The following is a 19,285-nucleotide window of genomic DNA, read 5'->3' as shown; positions in this document are numbered from 1 at the left end:
CCCGACGAATTCCCGTCGGCCACCTGACGGAGCGACGTCATGCAAGGACCTAGAATCTCCCTCGCACGGCCCAAAGCCCATACTCCCACGAGGGAATTCGATGCCTCCCGCAACCAGCGCGGCACCCGCCAGCGCTGCTCCCCGCCCCTCCGGCCCCATGCTCGATCGCTTCTCCTACGACGACGCGATCGTTCGCAAGTTCCTGTTCGCCACCCTGGTCTGGGGTATCGTGGGCATGGTCGTCGGCCTGCTCATTGCGCTGCAGCTCGCGCATCCGCTGTTCAACCTCGGCCTGGAGTGGACGTCGTTCGGCCGACTCCGTCCGCTGCACACCAACGCCGTGATCTTTGCGTTCGCGGGCAATGCGTTTTTCACCGGCGGCTACTACTCCACGCAGCGCCTGCTCAAGACCCGGATGTTCTCCGATGTCCTGAGCAACTTCCACTTCTGGGGGTGGCAGGCGATCATCGTCTCCGCCGCACTCACGCTCCCCTTCGGCTTCACGCAGGCCAAGGAGTACGCAGAGCTGGAGTGGCCGATCGACATTGCCATCGCCGTGGTGTGGGTGGCCTTCGCCGTCAATTTCTTCGGCACACTGATCAAGCGCCGTGAGCGCCACATTTACGTGGCGATCTGGTTCTACATCGCGTCGATCGTGACGGTGGCGATCCTGCACATCTTCAACAACCTCTCGGTGCCGGCGGACTTCCTGAAGTCCTACAGCATCTACGCGGGCGTGCAGGACGCCTTCATGCAGTGGTGGTACGGGCACAACGCCGTGGCGTTCTTCCTCACCACGCCGTTCCTCGGCTTGATGTACTACTTCATGCCCAAAGCCGCCGAAGGGCCGGTGTTCAGCTACAAGCTGTCCATCCTGCACTTCTGGTCGCTGGTATTCATGTACATCTGGGCGGGCCCACACCACCTGCACTACACCGCGCTCCCGGAATGGGCCAGCACGGTCGGCATGCTCTTCTCGGTGATGCTCTGGGCCCCGTCGTGGGGCGGCATGATCAACGGCCTTCTCACGCTCCGCGGCGCGTGGCACAAGGTGGCGCAGGATCCGATCCTCAAGTTCTTCGTCGTGGGGGTGACCGCCTACGGCATGTCCACCTTCGAAGGCCCGATGCTCTCGATCAAGAGCGTCAACGCCCTCGCACACTATACCGACTGGATCATCGCGCACGTGCACACCGGCGCGCTGGGCTGGAACGGCTTCATGACGTTCGGCATGGTGTACTGGCTGCTGCCGCGCCTCTTCCAGGCGCCGGTCTTCAGCAAGAAGGCGATGGAGGTGCACTTCTGGATTGCGTCGGTCGGCATCGTGCTGTATGTGGTGGCCATCTACAGCGCCGGGGTCACGCAGGGGCTCATGTGGCGGGCCTTCGATGAAACGGGGCGCCTGGCGTATCCCGACTTCGTCGAGACCGTGCTCAAGCTGATGCCCATGTACTGGATGCGGGTGGCCGGCGGCACGCTGTACATCGTCGGCATGTTCATCTTCGGCTGGAACATCTTCAAGACGTGGGCGAACCGTCCGGCCGCGTACGAGGTGCCCGTTATCGAAGCGGCGCCCCTGGCGAAGCAGTACGTGGAAGAGCACCCCGTCGTGCCCGCCGCAGGTCTCTGGGCCCGCTTCAACCAGGTACAGTGGCACCGTGCGTGGGAGCGGGCACCGATGCTCTTTACGGCCCTCACGGTGCTGGCGGTCGTGGTGGCCTCCCTCTTCGAAATTCTCCCCACGTTCCTCATCAAGTCGAACGTGCCCACGATCGCGTCGGTCACGCCGTACACGCCACTCGAATTGGCAGGGCGCGACATCTACATCGCGGAAGGCTGCTTCAACTGCCACTCGCAGATGGTGCGCCCCTTCCGCTACGAGACCGAGCGCTTCGGCGAGTATAGCAAGCCGGGGGAGTCGGTGTACGAGCATCCGTTCCTCTGGGGTTCACGCCGGATCGGTCCGGATCTGGCCCGCGAAGGTGGCAAGTACCCCGACCTCTGGCACGTGCGCCACTTCGAGAACCCGCGCGCCGTAACTGCCAAGTCGATCATGCCGGCGTATGCGCACTTCAGCACCAAGACCCTCGACTTCGACGGCATTCAGCGCCGTGTGGACGCGATGGCGATGGTGGGCGTGCCGTATGGCGACGCAGTCAACATGGCGCCCGACATGGCGCGTGCGCAGGCAAAGCAGATCGCTGCGGCCATCGTGGAACAGGGCGGCCCGGCCGGCCTCGAGGACAAGCAGATGGTCGCCATCGTCGCCTACATGCAGCGCCTCGGCCGCGACATCAAGGTGACAACCACCGCCGACAAGGGTGGCAACGTGACAGCCAGCGGAGGAAGCAACTGATGAAGCTCTCCGACATCATGTCGTACGCGCAGCTCTCCGTGTACACGGAAGTTGCGCTGGTCCTCTTCCTTGGGGTGTTCATCGCCATCGCGATTCACACCTTTCTGCCGTCCAGGCGCCGGGAGCTGGACGCCGCGTCCCGGATACCGCTGGAAGACGATGGGGTGCGTACGCCCCGCACCATGGAGCGCTGACCCATGGCTGGCCCCACGAACGACGACATCCAGGACAAGCTGCTCGACCACACGTACGACGGCATCCAGGAGTACGACAACCCCATGCCGCGCTGGTGGCTGCTCACCTTCGCCGGCACGATCATCTTTTCGGTGATCTACCTGTTCAACATCGGCCCGGTCGGCAACGGGAAAGGGCGCGTGGCCGACTACGACGCCGACATGGCCGCCTACGCGAAGGCCCATCCTGCGCTGACCGGTAGCGACATGTCGTCCGATCAGCTGCTGGCGCTCGCCAAGGATCACGAAGCCCTCGAGGAAGGCGAGGAGACCTACCGCGCCTACTGCGCCTCATGCCACGCACCGGACGGCGGCGGGTTGATCGGCCCCAACCTCACCGACGCCTACTGGCTGCACGGCGGCAAAATCACCGACGTCTACACGACGGTCACCAATGGCGTGCTCGAGAAGGGTATGCCGCCCTGGGGCAAGACACTCAATACCGAACAACTCTCGGCCGTCGTCGCGTATGTGAGTACGCTGCGGGGGAGCACCCCGGCCAATCCGAAAGCCCCGCAAGGCACGCTGGTTACCCCGTGAGTGGATCGTGAGCGGCACCGCAGCACCTCCTGGCGTAGGGCGGCGCGTCCTCCCCACGCTCAACGAGGATGGCAGCCGCCGGTGGATCCGCCCCAAACCATCACACGGGAAGTGGTGGCGCCGACGGCAGGTCGTGGCCTACCTCCTCATGGCGGCCTTCTTCGCCGCACCGCATCTGCGGATCTTCGGCAAGCCGGTCTTCCTCATGGACCTGCCGCGCCGCGAGTTCACGCTGATGGGCTACACGTTCCTGCCCACCGACACGCTGCTGTTCATGTTTTCGCTGGGCAGCGTGGTGATTGGCATCTTCCTCGTGACGGCGCTCTGGGGCCGTGCCTGGTGTGGCTGGGCCTGCCCGCAGACCGTCTATCTCGAATACCTCTTCCGCCCCATCGGGCGCTGGTTCGACGGCGGGTACACGCAGTCGCGTGCGCTCGACAAGCAGGGCGCCTGGTTCACGCCGCGACGGCTTGGCAAGTACCTCACGTTCTTCCTGCTCTCGCTCTTCGTGTCGCACACGATGCTCGCGTTCTTCGTGGGCATCCCGCAACTGTACGGCTGGATGCGTGGCTCACCGGCTGATCATCCGTCGGCGTTCTTCTTCGTGGTGCTCTTCACGGGGATCGTGTGGTTCAACTTCACGTACTTCCGCGAACAGACCTGCCTGATCGTGTGCCCGTACGGCCGGTGGCAATCGGCGCTGATCGATCGCCAATCGAAGATCGTGGCCTACGACTACGTCCGTGGCGAACCGCGCGCGCTGGGCGCAAAGAACCGCGATCCCCATGCGGGCGACTGCATCAACTGCAACGCCTGCGTGCAGACCTGCCCCACCGGCATCGACATCCGCAACGGCCTGCAGATGGAGTGCGTGCACTGTACCCAGTGTATCGATGCCTGCGACGAGATCATGACGAAGATCGGCAAGCCCACGGGGCTCATTCGCTATTCGTCGCAGGACGAAATTGCCGGTAAGCCCAAGCACCTGCTGCGCCTGCGCACGATCCTCTATCCGATCGTACTCACCCTGCTTGGCGGTGGTCTCGTGGGCACAATGTACGTCAAAAAGGCGGCAGACCTCACCGTGCTGCGCGGGCTCGATGGCCCCTTCACCACCGAGGCCGATGGACGCATTGCCAACCAGATCCGCATCAAGATCACCAACCGTCGCGGTGCCGACATGGCGTATCGCATCGTGCTGGACAGCCTCGCGCCAGCCAATGTGGCGCCACGCGAAGTCACGGTCGTGCTCCCCGAGAACCCGCTGACCGTACAGGCCGGCGACACACGAATCACCAGCGCCTTCGTGCTCCTGCCGCCGCGAGCCTTCACCAAGGGCGAGCGTTTCATCACCATCAACGTGTCCGACGAGCGTGATTATCGGGAATCGGTGACGTACCGACTGCTCGGTCCCACGTCGAGCGCGGCAGGGAGCTTCAAATGAAGCAGGGTCTGGGGTGGCCCATTGGCGTGGCCGCGATCCTCGGCACCACGGTGGCGGCCAACATCGTGGTCATGCGCATCGCGAACGATGACCCGTCGTTCGCGGTGGAGCCGGACTACTACCGCAAGGCCGTACACTTCGATTCCGCGATGGCTCAGCAGCGCGCGAACCTCAGCCTCGGCTGGGGAATCCAGACGCAGATCGACTCGATCGGCGACGGTACCCACACGCGCCTGACGGTGCACCTGCGTGATGCCTCGTCGTCTCCGCTGGCGGGTGCGCGGGTGGCGGTGATGGCACGCCACAACGCGCGCGCGAACGACACGCTCACGGCCGTGCTCACCGAAGCGGCACCGGGGATGTACAGCGCCGAGCTGCCGATCGCCCGCGCCGGTGAATGGGAGGTACGCGTGGATGCCTCACATGGCTCGCAGCGATTCTCCGCCAGTTCGCGGGTGCACGCGGTACACGTGGCGCAGGCCCCAGCGCGAGTGGCCCGGTGATCACGGCCACCGCCGCCGGCGTGCTCGTGGCGAGCCTGGTGGGCAGTGTGCATTGCGCCGGCATGTGTGGCGGATTCGTGTGCTTCTACGCCGGCTCAGCGCCGAGCCACGATCCCTCCGCGCTGCGGGCACATGCGATGTACAACGGCGGCCGGCTGCTGGCCTATCTCACCCTTGGCGCGATCGCTGGGGCGATCGGTTCGGGTGTCTCGAGGATCGGCGCGCTTGCAGGGGTCAGCCAGGCGGCGGCCGTCGTGGCCGGCGCCCTCATGGTTGGCTGGGCCATTACCGTCATTGCGGCCCAGCACGGTGTGTCGCTCGGAGCGGCACGGGTCCCACTTTCGTGGCAGCGGGCACTCGGCCGCATCCTGCTGCCCGTTCGCGCACAGCCGCTCGCGCTGCGTGCCGGACTCACCGGCCTTCTGACCGCCCTGCTGCCGTGCGGGTGGCTCTACGTCTTCGTCGCCACCGCTGGCGGGACCGGCAGCGTGCGGAACGCGGTCGCCACCATGCTGGTCTTCTGGCTCGGCACCGTCCCGGCCGTGGTCGCCGTCGGTGTGGGCGCCCAGACCGTGCTCGCACCGGTTCGCCGTCGCTTGCCGGCCCTCAGCGCAACGGTCGTGTTGATCATGGGGCTGCTGTCGATGTCGGGTCGCCTGCTGCCGAGCGGCAGCCACCTGAGCGCGACCACTACCACGGCGCCGGAGCATGCCCATGCTCACTGACGTCCTCCGCCTTGCCGGAACCCCTACCCACAGCGAGCCGGTTACCGCCGCGGCATGTGCGCACTGTGGCCTACCGGTGCCGGAGGGCCTGCTTGACGATCAGGTCGAGCAACAGTTCTGCTGCACGGGATGTCGGACGACGTTCAACATCCTGCATGACCACAACCTCACAACCTATTACGCCTTTGCTGAACGGCGCGCGACACCCGTGCGCGCCTCGGGGCGAAACTACGAGGAGTTCGATCACCCCACCTTTGCGCAGTTATACGTGACACGCTCGGGCGAGGCGTGCTCACGCACCGAGTTGTATCTCGAGGGTGTGCACTGCGCATCGTGCGTATGGCTCGTGGAGCGCATGCCGTTGCTGCAGTCCGGGGTGGTGCGCGCCGAGCTGGACATGCGTCGCTCACTGGCTGTGGTGGAGTGGGATGCGAACGCTACGCCGCTCTCGGCGATCGCACGGTCGCTCGACGCACTGGGGTATCCGCCGCATCCCTTCCGCGGCGTCGCACGCGCCGCCATGCGGCGCCGCGAAGACCGGGCCATGCTGGTGCGTATCGGCATCGCCGGCGCCATCGCCATCAACGTGATGCTGGCAGCGCTCGCGCTCTACGCCGGGGAGGTGAGCGGCATGGAGACGCGCTTCACGGAGTTCTTCCGCTGGGTGAGCTTTGCCATCACGGTGCCGGCGTTCGTGTGGCCAGGGCGCGTGTTTTTTGCCGGCGCGTGGGCGTCGGTACGCACGAAGGCGCTCCACATGGATCTGCCCATCGCGATCGCCCTCGGCGCAGGGTTCGTGCGTGGCGCGATCAATACGGTCACGGGCGAAGGGCCGATCTACTTCGATGGGCTGGCCATCCTCATCTTTGCGCTCCTGGTGGGGCGCTTCCTGCAGCAGCGTGGCCAGCGCATGGCCATGGATGCCGCGGAGATGCTGCACGCGATCGCGCCGAACACGGCACGTATCGTGGACGGCGCTGATGCGCGGGTGCGGGAGATCCCCGCGGAGGCGCTGCTCCCCGGCATGCGGCTCGACGTGCGGGCAGGTGAAACGTTTGCCGCCGACGGCATCATCGTCCACGGACAGTCGAGTGTGGACGCCTCGTTACTCACCGGAGAATCACGCCCCGCGAGCGTGGCCGAAGGGACCACCGTGTTCGCCGGTACGCTCAATGTGGAATCGCCGTTGTTGGTGCAGGTGGAGCAGGCGGGAGAGACGAGCCGCATTGCCACGCTCTTGCGTCAAGTCGCGGAGAGTACGCAGCGGCGCGCCCCCATAGTACAGCTCGCCAACCGGCTGGCGGGCGTATTCACCGCCGTCGTGCTCGTAGTGGCCGCGGCCACCTATCTCGTCAAGGCGGAGCGCAACGCCGCGACGGCACTCGACGATGCCATCGCCCTGCTGATCGTAACCTGCCCGTGCGCGTTGGCGCTGGCCACACCGCTGGCGATCACCGTCGCGGTAGGGCGTGCCGCCGGCCGTGGCATGCTCATCAAGGGCGGCGACGCGATCGAACTGCTGGCGAAGCCGGGCATCCTGGTGCTCGACAAGACGGGCACGGTGACCGAGGGGCGCACCACCCTCACCGCCTGGGTGGGCCCTGAGTGGGTGAAACCGCTGGTGCTAGCGCTTGAGGCGGGCTCGTCACATCCCATCGCCGATGGATTCCGTCGTGCCTGGCCCGCGCTGACCACACCGCAGGTGGAGGCGTCGCGGCATGTCGTGGGCGGCGGGATGGAAGGAGTAATCGACGGGCGCACCGTGTGCATCGGTTCTCCTCGGTTTGTGGCGGAGCGTACCTGCTCAACGGATGAAAGGCTTCGTTTTGCATCCGAAGCGATGGACAGGACCCACACGCCCGTTCACGTGGCCGTGGATGGCGTGCTGATTGCAGTAGCTGCTCTTGGCGATCGAGTGCGGGACGAGGCACTCGCTTCGCTGCAGCAGTTGCGGGCACGCGGGTGGCGGACCGTGATGCTGAGTGGAGATGCAACAGACGTGGTCGCGTCGGTGGGTCGGGCGCTCGAGTTCGAGGCGCAAGATGCCATCGGCGCAGCGTCGCCCGAAGACAAACGGGCGTTCGTGGAACGCAGCAAGCAGGATGGTACGGTGGTAATGGTAGGCGACGGCGTCAACGATGCGGCAGCGATCGCGGCGGCACACGTGGGGATCGGCATGCACGGGGGCGCGGAAGCGTGTCTCACCACCGCCGATATCTATCTGTCCCGTCCCGGACTGTCGGGACTTGTGGAGCTCACGGAGGGTGCACGACGCACCATGCGGGTGATCCGCCGGAACATTGCCTTCTCGATCGGCTACAACATCCTCGGTGCCAGCATGGCCGTAGCTGGCATACTCACCCCGCTCATCGCGGCCGTGTTGATGCCCACCAGTTCCATCTCCGTCGTACTGGGCAGCTGGTACGGCTTCACCTTCGCGCGTGACCGTCAGGACACCGCGGCACCGTAGGCGTCCATTCCATGAGCGTGATCTTCATTGTGCTGCCGCTCGCGCTGGTGATCGTAAGCGCTGCCGTCTGGGCCTTCGTGTGGAGCGCCCGCAGCGGCCAGCTGGACGATCTGGAGACGCCCGCCGTGCGTATGCTGCGTGACGAGGGGCGCTGAAACCGTACCTCCCATGGGCGGCGACGTGTCACGTCGCTCTTGCCTGCCGGACCACTGACTGGCCCTCTGCCAGCACCATCGGACCATACGCCAATGACCAAGGCCCCAGTCCGTCAGCACGACGGCATTGACCGCCGTCGGAATCCTCGGCTTCGTGACCTCGTGGACGAGATGATGGCGTCCATCCGGGCCGCCGCCAACTCCGACCTCTGGACCGCTGACGAGCGGGCCATGTACGAGGCTGACATGGCCCGTATCATGGACAGCGTGCGCGCCCGGGCACTGGGCGGCCGCGCCGCGAACGCGCGCCGCGAGTAAGCAGCCGCCGGGCGCTCCGTGGCCGCTGAGGACCGCACGACGCGACGCTACTCCAGCAGCACCAGCGTCTGACCACGCGCGTGGGTGAAGCGCAGCAACTGATCACGCTCATGACCATCCACGACCAGCTCCACCTGTCGGCAGTCGGGGACCTGATGTGACAGGTGCTGCCCTTCACCAACGGATGTGCCGAACATGAGCGTGGCCGTCCGCTCTGCGCGTTCGTACGATACGCCAGCGAGCCGCAGATGATGGCCGATTGAATGTGCCCCCGCCTCGCGATTGACCACCTCCACCGTGCACGCCCGGCCAGCATGACGGACCGAAAAGGTGAAGAGCGCCTGATCCAGCGTTTCCATGTCGAGCAGGTGCGTGTGGTCGTGCAGGGCCGTTGCCTGGGCCCGGGCCGCAGCGAGCGTGTGCGCGCTGCCCGGTACGCACAGTACTGAACAGGGCGCTGAGCGAACCAGCTCAGCGGCCACGCTGCCCAGCATCATGCGTCGGAGGAAACCGTAGCCGTGCGTCGCCGACACCACCAGCGAGGCCCCAAACTCGGCAACATCGCCCGCGAGCTGCGTGGATACGTTCCCCTCGAGCAAACGCGTCTCGAAGGTCAATCCCGGGCGCTGCAGCTGCTCAATGAGGGTGAGAAAGCTGGCAGAAACCTGCTGCCGGTATTCGCTCGAGAACTCCCGTTGCACAGGTCCCGTGTGGCTGAGGGAGGGCGCCACGTGCACGAGCGCCACCGTTGCATCAGGGGCCACGAAGTCGAGCGCGACCTGCGCGGCATACACGCTGAACACGCTGAAGTCGGTCGCGATGATCACCCGCCGGGGGAGCGACTCCAGGTGCGCATCCACCGCCAGCACCGGCGTGTCGCCAAGCTGCAACAGCCGCAGCACCGTCTCTCCGCCGAGCAGCCGCTCGAGCATGCCATGACGACCGCGTCCCACCACGATCAGCCGCGCCTCGGTGGCGTGTGCCTGCCCGACGATCTCCCGCACGGGATCGCCGACGCGCACCTGAACCGGCCATGGTGGCGCGCCCGAGGCACCGGACCCGGGCTCGAGCATCGCCACCTGCTGCCGCACCAGCTGAGCGCGCGCGTCGAGCTGGTCGGGAGTTGGCACCACGGGATGTGACACGGCCTCGAAGGCGTACGTTGGTATCGCGCTGGCGCCGAGGGCGCTGATGACCTGCACGGCAGCCCCCGTGTGAGCGGCAAGCACACGCGCCATCGGAAACGCCGCGTCGGAAGCCGGCGACGTATCGCTGGCCACCAGAATAGGACCATGCGGCGGCATGACGGGATCGAACGGTTCGAGCAGACTGGACGACGTGCGGGCGGGCATGCACACCTCTCCATCGGAAATGGGGCGTACGGTGGACCGGGCGGGGTGACCACATCACTGACCGCCGTGCCAGTATGCCCCATGTGCGTTGCCATGCCATGCGGCAAAGCCCTCACATGCTGTCGGGAGCCGCCTCAGGGCTTCTCAACGCGTATCGTACAGCGCGCGTCGCTGCTTGGGTGTAGCGGTTGGCGTTGGCATCTCACCCGTGATACGCTGTGCATCCTCTGCGTGCGTCTCCGCGCGCTCATCGGCAGGCAGGATGCCTGCATCATTGAACATCATGCCCACGGCATTCGGGATCATCGCGGGCCACAGGAGCAATCCCAGCGGCTGCACGAGCGAGCGAGGTATCCGGCCCGTGCCGGCATACTTGCGGCGCGCCCACAGCTCGTAGGCAAAGCTGAGCACCCCGCCGAACGCAGCAAAGAGCAGCCACGTAGTTGCGGCTTCACGGACGGGTAGATCCGCCAGCATCCACGCCAGCACGCCGTAGCTCAGGACCATGCTCATGCGCCGCATGCCGGGGCGCAACGCGGCATTGAGACAGTCGCCCGCCGTGGACCAGAGCAGGACACCGAACAATACGATCGCCCACATGATGTTGATGCTGTAGATCGTCATGGGCAGGCCACTGATGGCAAGGGTCGACATCCCGCGCCGCGTGGAGGTCGCATGCTGCCAGGCGGTCGCACCGTGAAGCTGGGGCGCCCTTGGATTTTCCGCCAGCAACCCCGACGGTTCGGCGCGCCCCTGCAATAGGCCCCGCCATCCGCCCTGCAATACGCCTCACTGGATGCGCTGTTGCGTGCCCGTGGTGTCGGTGAGTGCCCGCATGAAGGTCACAAGCGCGCGCGTGTCTGCGCTGCTGAGGCCCAGCGAGTCGGGAGGCAGTGTCTGATTGTCGAGACGCACACCCACCCCATGACCGCCCCCCCGGTTGTAGAAATCCACAACGCTCTCGAGGGTGGGATACGCCCCGTTATGCATGTACGGCGCAGTGAGCGCAACATTGCGGAGGGCTGGCGTACGAAAGGCATACCGTTGCGGTGTAGCGCGTGAGAGCCGGTAGCGTCCCTCGTCTGGGTCCACCGTGCCGTTTCTGATTACCGCACGCGTCGGTACGCCCAGCACCTCGACCTCGGACTTCTGGTACATCGGGGGCACGGTGCCGTTCGTAAGCGGGAGGAAGTGGCACGTGGCACACTTCCCTTTCCCCACGAACACGTTGAAGCCCCGACGCACCTCGTCGTTGATTGCGGATGGGTCGCCACGCAGGGCACGATCCACCGGCGAGTTCAGGCGCGTGAGGCTGCGCTGATAGGCGGCAAGAGCACGCCGGAGGTGCGATGCAGTGAGTGCCGGTGCGCCGGGATCCTCGTCGACAAAGGCAACCCGAGCCGCCGCCACCATGCTCGAATCGCGCGCAAGCACTCGCACGACGGCGTCGAGACTGCCGTGCATCTCATCGACATTCTCGACCACGTCGGTCACCTGATCCTCGAGATAGGTGGTGCGCAGGTCGGCGAACTGCCCGACCTGCAGACCACTGTTGATCACACTCGGGGTGTTTCGGGAAAGCCGTGCACCGGTGCGCGCACGATTCACTGGCAAGCCATCGGTGAACGCCTTCTCCGGCAGGTGGCAGGAACTACAGGCGCGGCGACCATCCGCGGAGAGACGGCCGTCGTGAAAGAGGCGGGCCCCGAGTGCGACCTGCGCCTCGAGTGCCGTGCGACTGCGAGGTGCGGCCATCGGTGCCAGTGCCCACGGATCGAAGGCGTTGGTGTCGAACAGGGTGGCTGCGGTCAGGCGAAATGCACGCCGCTCCGCCGGTACCGCCACCCGCAGATGCACACGCAGCTCCTGCAGCTCGACACCGATGGTGTTGGCTTCGTTCACGATGAAGGCGAAGTGGTCGAAGCCGTGGCGATCGGCGGTGCGCTGCAACGTGGCGCGCGCCGAGGCGAGGGCCCCCTGCAGGCGCTGCCACGAGTCGTGCTCCGTGCGATACGGGGCCATTGCGCGCTGGATCCCTTCGAGCGCCGCATCGGCTTCCGCCAGCGAAAACCCGGCCACGGGCGAGTCGAACCCGGTGATCCCCAGCGCCACGATGCGCGCGAGTTCCAGCTTGCTCGCGTCGAAGACGTGGGCATCGCTGGCCTCCTGCACCTGCATCTTGGTCCGTGCCTTGGACACCAGCTGACCCAGCGTCTCGACCTCGTGCCGCAAGGTCTCACGCTCGGCGAGCGGGTCGCCGCCGAAGAGCAACTCCTCGATCACCTGAAAGCCGGTGGGCGGAAACACCGCTTCCGGCCCCTCCTCCTCCTCGACTTCTGGCAGGGCGGGCCCGTTCATGGCCTTGGTCGTCGACGGTGCATAGTACTCTAGCCCCACCTCGACACGCTTGAACGACGCGCGGGCAGCGATGAATGCGGTGCGTGCCGCCTCCACCTCCGGGGCCGTATCGAGGGCGCGCACGCTCCGGTCGAGTCGCCTAACCTGTAGGTCGAGCGTGTCGAGTTGAGCGCGCCAGCCCTGTACAACCTGCATGGCGCGGGGAGACGAGGCGCTCGCCGAGTCAGCAGCCTTGGTGGTCGTCGATGACGGACCACAGCCGGACACGGCGGCGACAGTGGCCACGGTGACTATGAGGAGCGCGGTGAATCTGAACGACGACATGTGGAAGGCGTTGCGGGAGACACGACCGGCCCGGAACATGGTTCCGGGCCGGAATGGTGCGGAATGACGTCAGCGAGCGATCCGCGCGTGACTTAACGCGGCAGCCCCTTCACGATGACCCACATGCTGGCCTGGTTCTCGGTAGGGCGCAGCGTACCACCATCCACCCCGCGATACTTGTCGCCGCGCCACGAGTGCGGCTGCAACGCCACCATGAACGTGTTCGGCTGCCCGGTGAGCGTGGACACATCGATCATGGCACCGTACTCCCAGCCAGCCTTGCCGGCCGGGCGGGCGCCGACGGCATTGTAGAGGGGTGCGTCGGCCTGCGTGCGACGGTGATCCAGTTCGAGGACCGGCCGCAGCTCCTTGGTGCCGATGTTGTACTGGTAGATGTAGCCGTCGTGCGTTTCGTCGCCGTAGCCGTTGTCGTCTTCCTGGATGTAGACGTAGTTCTCCGTCACCACGACGTTGTCGGGGTTCTGGAAAAGCTTGGCCGGACCGTTGCGATCATCACCATCGGCGATCACCTCGAGGGTGCCCTTGGTGGGATCGGTTTCGTTCAGGCGCAGGCGATAGACGCGACCGTACTTGCTACGGCTGTAATCGGCGTTGACGCCGGTGTTGTTCTGCCCCGTCGCATTGAAGTAGATCTCGCGACTGTTCGCCGCGCTGCCCTTGCGGTAGTCCACGTCTTCCACGCGCGCAAAACTGATGGCGTTGAGCGCGGCACCCGCCTGGTTGATCTGACGCCCCGTGAGGGTACGCTGATTGGCGACCCGCCGGAACTCCACGTTGTAGGTCTGGCCCACAACCATGTCCCGCTCGCGCATGTTGTTGTCGGTGCGCGCAAGCACGTAGAGGCTCCCACCCTCCAGGTCCCCCACGGTATTCGACAGGTACATGGCCACCTGGCCACCTTCGGCGCCCGAGTCGTCGTCGCCAATCAGCACCACGGTGCGATTGGGGTATGCCGTCTTGGGGAGGGGCACGGCATTCTCGGTGTTGAACCGACCGAACGCGCCGAGGTAGCGGGGGGTGTTCGCGGCAGCAAACGGATCGACCGCGAGAATCTCCGACTCTTCATTGCTCTCACCGGCGGTGAGGAAGAGGGGGCCGAAACCATGCTCCTCGGGCGTGGCGAGCGTGGCAGAGCAGAGACGGTAGCGACCGGCCGTGGAATTCACGACGTAGTCGCCGGAGATCGGCTTGAGGTTCTTGTCGAGGCGCACGCGCGAAACGGCGAAGTTGTCCTCATGGTTGGTGAGGAGCATGAACGAGCCGTCGGGATTGCGGAGGAGTCCACCCCCATCGGCCGATCCGCCGAACACGAAATTGGGCGAAGCAGCCAACTGGTCGTCACTGCTGACGAGACTGAAGATTTCGACCCCCGACGTGAGCGACTTGAGCAGCGCGGGCGTGGTCGACTGGTTCTTCAGCGCGATCGGGGCAATGACGGGGGCGTCGAGCGTCGTGTCGTCGCCGCAGGCGGCGAGCAGCGCGACGGCGGCGGCGAGCGCCGCACGATGGGCAAGAGAACGCATGAAGGAGAGCGGGTTGTCGGACGTCGAATTGCACCGGCGCGGTGCGCGGACACCGGACATACGCCGGGCCGTGAAACGGACGCGGCACCGAGGGGTCACGCCCATGTCACGGCCTGGCCACGGCTCTCTGGTGTGCCGGGGAATCCGGACGCAGCTTTGGCCGTGACGCGGCGTGACCACTCGCTGCCGTTTGTGCCGCCCCTCTTCATCCGAAGCACCCATCATGATGCTCGTCCCCAACCCCGTGACGCGTGTGGTCGATCGACTCGGGCGATCGACCGAGCGGCTGATGACCGTCGGCCTTGCTGTCCTCTTTACCTCGTCACCAGTCCGTGCGGCCCAACCGGCCGACCGTCCCAACATCGTCCTCATCATCACCGACGACATGGGATACGGCGACCTTGGCAGCTACGGTGCGACGGACATCCGTACGCCCAATCTCGATCGCCTCGCGCGGGAAGGGGTGCGCTTCACCGACTTCTACGCCAACGGCACTACCTGCACGCCCACGCGCGCCGGACTCATGTCCGGCCGCTACCAGCAGCGCTACTTGGTGGAGTCGCCGCTCCCCGCCGGATCGGGCGCGGCGGGGGAGATGGCTGAGCGTGGCCTCGACGCCTTGCCCTACTCGCTGCCACGCCTCCTCAAGAACGGCGGGTATGCCACCGCTCTCGTGGGGAAATGGCATCTGGGCTATCGGCCGAACCAGAGCCCCAAGGCGCACGGCTTCGACTGGTTCTTCGGGCTCAAGAGCGGCTATCACGACTACTGGCGCCACCACGACAGCCGTGGCCAGCCGGATCTCTGGGAAAACGACGCGCGCGTGACGGTCGAGGGATACACCACCGACCTCATTACCACCAAGGCAATCGCGTTCATCGAGCAGAACGCCACGCGTCCCTTTTTCATCGATGTAGCGTACAACGCACCACACTGGCCCTTTCAGCGTCCCGACACGCCAACGGTGGCCGTCGGCAACGCGCGATTCCTCAAGCCGGCCGACTCGGTCACCAGTTCGCGTGCCGACTACGTGGCGATGGTCGAGCACATGGACCGTGGCGTGGGAGCGATACTCGCCACGCTCGAACGGCAGGGCCTCGCCCGCAACACGATCGTGATCTTCACCAACGACAACGGCGGGGAGTGGCTCTCGAACAACGCCCCGCTGTTCAATCGGAAGTGGACCACGTGGGAAGGTGGCATCCGCGTGCCGGCGATCATGCGCTGGCCCGGCCGCATTCCGGCCGGGACGGTCACCCCGCAGGTGGGGGTCACGATGGATCTCACGGCCTCGGTCCTCGCCGCTGCCAAGGTGAGTGTACCGACCGAGGCGCGGCCCGACGGCATCAACCTGTTCCCGATCCTCGAGCGCACGGCCCCCGTCGCCTCGCGCACACTCTTCTGGCGCTCCACGCAGGAGCACCGTGTGATGCACGCGGTGCGCGAGGGCGACATGAAGATCGTCGTCGACGGCAGCCACCTCTACCTGTACGACGTGCGCAAGGACCCGGGGGAACGGAACGACGTGGCGCGCCTGCATACCGACGTGGCGCGCCGCCTGCGCCTCAAGCTCAATGCGTGGGAGAAAGAAGTGAACGCCGAGGCCGCGTCACTTCGCTGACGTCTTTCTCGCGCTCATGCTGAGGTAGTCCACCGCGAGGCCGGTCATGGAACGCACACCGGTGATGAGCGCTCCTTCGTCAGCGAAGAAGAGCGGCGAGTGATTCACCGGCACCGTGTTGGGATCCTTGTCCTTGGGCGTCACGCCGAGGAAGAAGAAGATGCCCGGGATCTTCTGCGTGAAGACCGGGAAGTCTTCGGATCCCATCACCGGATTGACGATCGCCACGGCGCCCGCGGCGGCACGGCGCAACGTGGGGAGCATGCGATCGGTCAGCGACGTGTCGTTCTTCGTCACCAGCCCGCCCTTGTCGATCTCCACGATCGCCGTCGCGCCGCCCGAGCGCGCAATATCTTCCGCCGTACGCTTGATTCGCATGGCGATGTCGGCGCGCATGTTGTCGTCGAAGGTGCGCAAAGTGCCCACCATCACCACGCTGTCGGGGATGATGTTGCTGCGGTTGCCGCCCGTGATCTGTCCCACCGTGAGCACGCTCGGCAGATACGCCACGTTCACCTGACGGCTGGCGATCGTCTGCAGCCCCAAGACGATCTGCGACGACACCACGATCGGATCCACCCCCGACCAGGGCTGCGAGCCATGCGTCTGCTTGCCCTTCACGATGATCTTGAAGTTGCCCGCGGCCGCCATGATGGGACCCTGCCGCACGGCGATCTGCCCGACCGTGTTGGGCCACACGTGCAAGCCGAACACGGCCTCCGGCACCGGATTGAGCAGCGCACCGTCGTTCACCATGGCCTGCGCGCCACCCAGCCCTTCCTCGGCTGGCTGGAAGAGGAACTTGATGGTGCCGGGGATCTGCGCCTTCATCCCCGCGAGCACTTCGGCAGCGCCCATGAGAATGGCGACATGGTTGTCGTGACCGCAGGCGTGCATGACTCCCACCTCCTGTCCCTGCCACTGCGTGCGCACGGTGCTCTTGAACGGCACGTCCACAAGCTCGGTCACGGGCAGACCGTCCATGTCGGCCCGGAGCGCGACCACGGGGCCAGGCTTGCCGCCGCGTAGGATGCCCACCACGCCGGTACGACCAACCGGGGCCTGCACTTCGAGCCCCAACTTGCGGAGATGCTCCGCCACCATCGCCGACGTGCGCTTCTCCTCGAAGCTCAATTCGGGGTGCTGGTGAATGTCGCGACGCCACGTCACGACCTTCGGCATCACCTCGGGCAACCGGCTCTCGATCATCTTGCTCAGCGCCGTCTCGGGCGCCGTTTGCGCGCCGAGCGACGTGGCGACGAGTGATGCAGCGGTAACGGCGGCGGCAGTAGCCGATAGAATCGATCGCATGAGCACCTGACGTGGCTGAGGAATGGATGGGACCGTCACGCCCCTCCTTGCGAAGCTACCGTTTGCCCGTGGTCACCGCCACAAGGCCCCCATGGAATGACGGCGATGGTGCCCTGGCGACCGGCGGGGGGCCGCCTCGACGATGGAGAATCCCTCGATCCCCGTCAGGTTTTTCCGTTTGCGGGGAGGGCAAACCCGGGCGCAGTGTGCGGTAGGTGGAGCGCCAATCGCGGACGCCGATCGCGGACGCCGATCGCGGACGCCGATCGCGGCCGCGGTTCGCCGACTCCGCCACCCACTGCCTGCGCGTTTCCGCCCGGACGAGGAGAGAGTTCGATGACGACCGTGCTGCCCACCCCCGACGCATCGATCGTGACCCGATTCGTCAACGGCGACGAGAACGCCCTGACTCTCATCTATCGGCAACAGTACGACGGTCTGCTCGCCGCGGCCGCCGAGCGGCTGGGCCACGGACTCGCGCACTTCCGCGGACGCGTCGCGCACAAGGCCATGCTCGACGCGTGGCAGGCGCGCGAGCGCTTCCAGAATCCCGTGGCGCTGTCGGCTTTTCTCGAGGAAGCCACGCGCCAAGAGGCCGACATTCAGCGCCACAAACACGCGGCGCTACATCGCCGCGAGGACCAGGCCACGCCCCACGTGACCGTCGACTCGATTGACGAGGCGGTGACACACCTGCTCGACGCACTCCATGCCCCTCCGGTGGACCACGTCAGGGCGGCCGAGGAGGCACGGACCACCAAACGTGCGCATGCCAAGGCGCATGTCGAGCGCGTGGCCGGCCGACCGAAATGGCTGCTGTACGGCGGCGGTACGGTGGCGGCGATGGTGGCGATCATCATCGGGCAGCGCGTCCTCGACAAAGCGGGAAGCGAAGTAGCGGTGGACCGCGCGCTCAAGGGTGACGAGGTACAGACCCTCACCTCGGGTAGGGGGCAGCGGGGGACGCTCACGCTGCGCGACGGCACCAAAGCCGCGATGGGGAGCGAAACACGCCTTGTGATCCCGGAGGCGTTCGGCCGGACCCAGCGCACCATCCAACTGGATGGCACGGCGACCTTCACCACGACGGCATCGGCCAGCGCGCAGTCGCTTCCCTTCTCGGTCCGTGCCGGTGCCGTCACCGTGTCGGCTACGGGCACGGTTTTCACGGTACGCCACTACCCCGAGGACCAGGCGGTGGTGGTACAGGTTACCGACGGGAGCGTGATGATCACCGACCGCAGCAGTGGAGCTGCGCAGCGCGTGCAGGCCGGATCGGCCGTGCGATGGGCACAGGGCGCCATCACCGTGCTCGATGGCGTGGCGCGTGATGTGGCATTGGCCTGGACCCGCGACAGCATCGTCTTCGACCGTGCGCCACTCAAGTCGGTCGTACCGGAGCTGGTCCGCTGGTTCGGCATCAATGCCGCCCTGATCGATGAACGCATCGGCGATCGGCCGGTCTCCATGCGCATTGCGCTCGCGTCGTCGGGTGATGCCACCAAGGCCCTGACCGCAGCGGCCAACCTTACCATCTCCTTCGGCAAGGATGACCGCCTCGAGTTCAGTGCGGGGCCCGAGGCGCCGACGACGAAGAAATAGCCCACACCCGCCGACAGCACAGGGGATGAGTTGCGAGAGTGACGTCATGTGAGGCGTCCTCGGGGGACTGAACACTTCGGACCGATCGTGCGTTGATCTCCGGTATGTTTCGGCTGCCGTACATGGACATCTGGTCCTTCCGACGGCCTGCCGCCGCCCGACCGCGACCCGAGGGTCGAGACGGCGGTCCCCAATACAAGACATGTCATGCCCTTCGTGAACCTGACGCCCGCGGCGCTGCTGCGGGCGGTGCTGCTTTCGCTGGTCCTTCCCGTTTCCGTGCTGTCGGCGCAGGGGGAGGAGCCCCCGGCCACGCCCCCGGCCACGCCGCCCGCCGGACGGGGACGACCCGCCGCCACGACCGTCCTCCCCGACAGCGTGATGCAGTCATCGCTGCGCGTGTTTCTCGATTGTCAGGGTGGGGTGCGC

General features: G+C 66.1%; 16 protein-coding genes and 1 pseudogene. 12 read left to right on the top strand and 5 right to left on the bottom strand.

Annotation, left to right across the window (positions count from 1 at the left end):
• Positions 1 to 100 precede the first annotated feature (100 nt).
• The 9 genes from ccoN (at position 101) to ACIQ51_RS08705 (ending at position 8,744) form a co-directional block, all read left to right on the top strand.
• Positions 101 to 2,356, top strand: coding sequence for a cytochrome-c oxidase, cbb3-type subunit I (gene ccoN, locus ACIQ51_RS08745; protein ID WP_396204656.1), 2,256 nt, complete (start codon positions 101 to 103; stop codon positions 2,354 to 2,356).
• The gene (locus ACIQ51_RS08740) at positions 2,356 to 2,550 is read left to right on the top strand and encodes a cbb3-type cytochrome oxidase subunit 3 (protein WP_396204655.1); all 195 of its coding nucleotides are present in this window, start codon (positions 2,356 to 2,358) and stop codon (positions 2,548 to 2,550) included. Before ccoN ends, ACIQ51_RS08740 begins: the two co-directional genes overlap by 1 nt.
• Positions 2,551 to 2,553: 3 nt before the next feature.
• Positions 2,554 to 3,129 carry a cbb3-type cytochrome c oxidase N-terminal domain-containing protein gene (locus ACIQ51_RS08735; protein WP_396204654.1) on the top strand — a complete coding sequence of 192 codons (576 nt, stop codon included), beginning with the start codon at positions 2,554 to 2,556 and terminating at the stop codon, positions 3,127 to 3,129.
• 7 nt (positions 3,130 to 3,136) lie between these two features.
• A complete protein-coding gene (gene ccoG / locus ACIQ51_RS08730) occupies positions 3,137 to 4,573 on the top strand; it encodes a cytochrome c oxidase accessory protein CcoG (protein ID WP_396204653.1) in 1,437 nt (478 codons plus the stop codon).
• Complete coding sequence (locus ACIQ51_RS08725; RefSeq protein ID WP_396204652.1) at positions 4,570 to 5,076, top strand: FixH family protein; 507 nt, start codon at positions 4,570 to 4,572, stop codon at positions 5,074 to 5,076. The genes ccoG and ACIQ51_RS08725 overlap by 4 nt, the downstream gene beginning before the upstream one ends.
• A complete protein-coding gene (locus ACIQ51_RS08720; protein ID WP_396204651.1) occupies positions 5,073 to 5,801 on the top strand; it encodes a sulfite exporter TauE/SafE family protein in 729 nt (242 codons plus the stop codon). The genes ACIQ51_RS08725 and ACIQ51_RS08720 overlap by 4 nt, the downstream gene beginning before the upstream one ends.
• Positions 5,791 to 8,271: a heavy metal translocating P-type ATPase gene (locus ACIQ51_RS08715; RefSeq protein WP_396204650.1), complete on the top strand. Its 2,481-nt coding sequence runs from the start codon at positions 5,791 to 5,793 to the stop codon at positions 8,269 to 8,271. The genes ACIQ51_RS08720 and ACIQ51_RS08715 overlap by 11 nt, the downstream gene beginning before the upstream one ends.
• An 11-nt stretch (positions 8,272 to 8,282) precedes the next feature.
• Positions 8,283 to 8,426 carry a cbb3-type cytochrome oxidase assembly protein CcoS gene (gene ccoS / locus ACIQ51_RS08710; protein ID WP_396204649.1) on the top strand — a complete coding sequence of 48 codons (144 nt, stop codon included), beginning with the start codon at positions 8,283 to 8,285 and terminating at the stop codon, positions 8,424 to 8,426.
• Positions 8,427 to 8,519: 93 nt separating this feature from the next.
• Entirely contained in the window at positions 8,520 to 8,744 is a 225-nt protein-coding gene (locus ACIQ51_RS08705) for a hypothetical protein (RefSeq protein WP_396204648.1), read from the top strand.
• A gap of 47 nt (positions 8,745 to 8,791) precedes the next feature.
• On the opposite strand, the gene ACIQ51_RS08700 is transcribed toward ACIQ51_RS08705, so the two are convergent.
• The 4 genes from ACIQ51_RS08700 to ACIQ51_RS08685 all read right to left on the bottom strand — a co-directional run bounded on the left by ACIQ51_RS08700 (position 8,792) and on the right by ACIQ51_RS08685 (position 14,322).
• On the bottom strand, positions 8,792 to 10,096 hold the full coding sequence (locus ACIQ51_RS08700) for a universal stress protein (RefSeq protein ID WP_396204647.1): 1,305 nt from the start codon (positions 10,094 to 10,096) through the stop codon (positions 8,792 to 8,794).
• Between the two features lie 144 nt (positions 10,097 to 10,240).
• Positions 10,241 to 10,750, bottom strand: coding sequence for a hypothetical protein (locus tag ACIQ51_RS08695; RefSeq protein ID WP_396204646.1), 510 nt, complete (start codon positions 10,748 to 10,750; stop codon positions 10,241 to 10,243).
• Between the two features lie 135 nt (positions 10,751 to 10,885).
• Positions 10,886 to 12,778, bottom strand: a complete 1,893-nt coding sequence (locus tag ACIQ51_RS08690; protein ID WP_396204645.1) for a cytochrome c peroxidase — start codon at positions 12,776 to 12,778, stop codon at positions 10,886 to 10,888.
• A 92-nt stretch (positions 12,779 to 12,870) separates the two neighbouring features.
• Positions 12,871 to 14,322, bottom strand: coding sequence for an alkaline phosphatase PhoX (locus ACIQ51_RS08685; RefSeq protein ID WP_396204644.1), 1,452 nt, complete (start codon positions 14,320 to 14,322; stop codon positions 12,871 to 12,873).
• A 223-nt stretch (positions 14,323 to 14,545) separates the two neighbouring features.
• Here ACIQ51_RS08685 and ACIQ51_RS08680 point away from each other — a divergent pair, with 223 nt between their 5' ends.
• Complete coding sequence (locus ACIQ51_RS08680) at positions 14,546 to 15,943, top strand: sulfatase-like hydrolase/transferase (RefSeq protein ID WP_396204643.1); 1,398 nt, start codon at positions 14,546 to 14,548, stop codon at positions 15,941 to 15,943.
• Here ACIQ51_RS08680 and ACIQ51_RS08675 read toward each other — a convergent pair.
• Positions 15,932 to 17,293, bottom strand: coding sequence for an amidohydrolase (locus tag ACIQ51_RS08675; RefSeq protein WP_396204642.1), 1,362 nt, complete (start codon positions 17,291 to 17,293; stop codon positions 15,932 to 15,934). The genes ACIQ51_RS08680 and ACIQ51_RS08675 overlap by 12 nt on opposite strands.
• Positions 17,294 to 17,590: 297 nt before the next feature.
• Here ACIQ51_RS08675 and ACIQ51_RS08670 point away from each other — a divergent pair, with 297 nt between their 5' ends.
• Complete coding sequence (locus ACIQ51_RS08670; protein WP_396204641.1) at positions 17,591 to 18,856, top strand: FecR domain-containing protein; 1,266 nt, start codon at positions 17,591 to 17,593, stop codon at positions 18,854 to 18,856.
• A gap of 207 nt (positions 18,857 to 19,063) precedes the next feature.
• Positions 19,064 to 19,285 (top strand): annotated as a pseudogene (locus ACIQ51_RS08665) (hypothetical protein); the annotation flags it as partial.

Source organism: Gemmatimonas sp. (genome assembly GCF_044344655.1).
In the GTDB taxonomy this organism is placed as follows: Bacteria; Gemmatimonadota; Gemmatimonadetes; order Gemmatimonadales; family Gemmatimonadaceae; genus Gemmatimonas.
The sequence above is the reverse complement of the archived record's forward strand: the minus strand, read 5'-3'. Positions and strand labels throughout refer to the sequence as shown.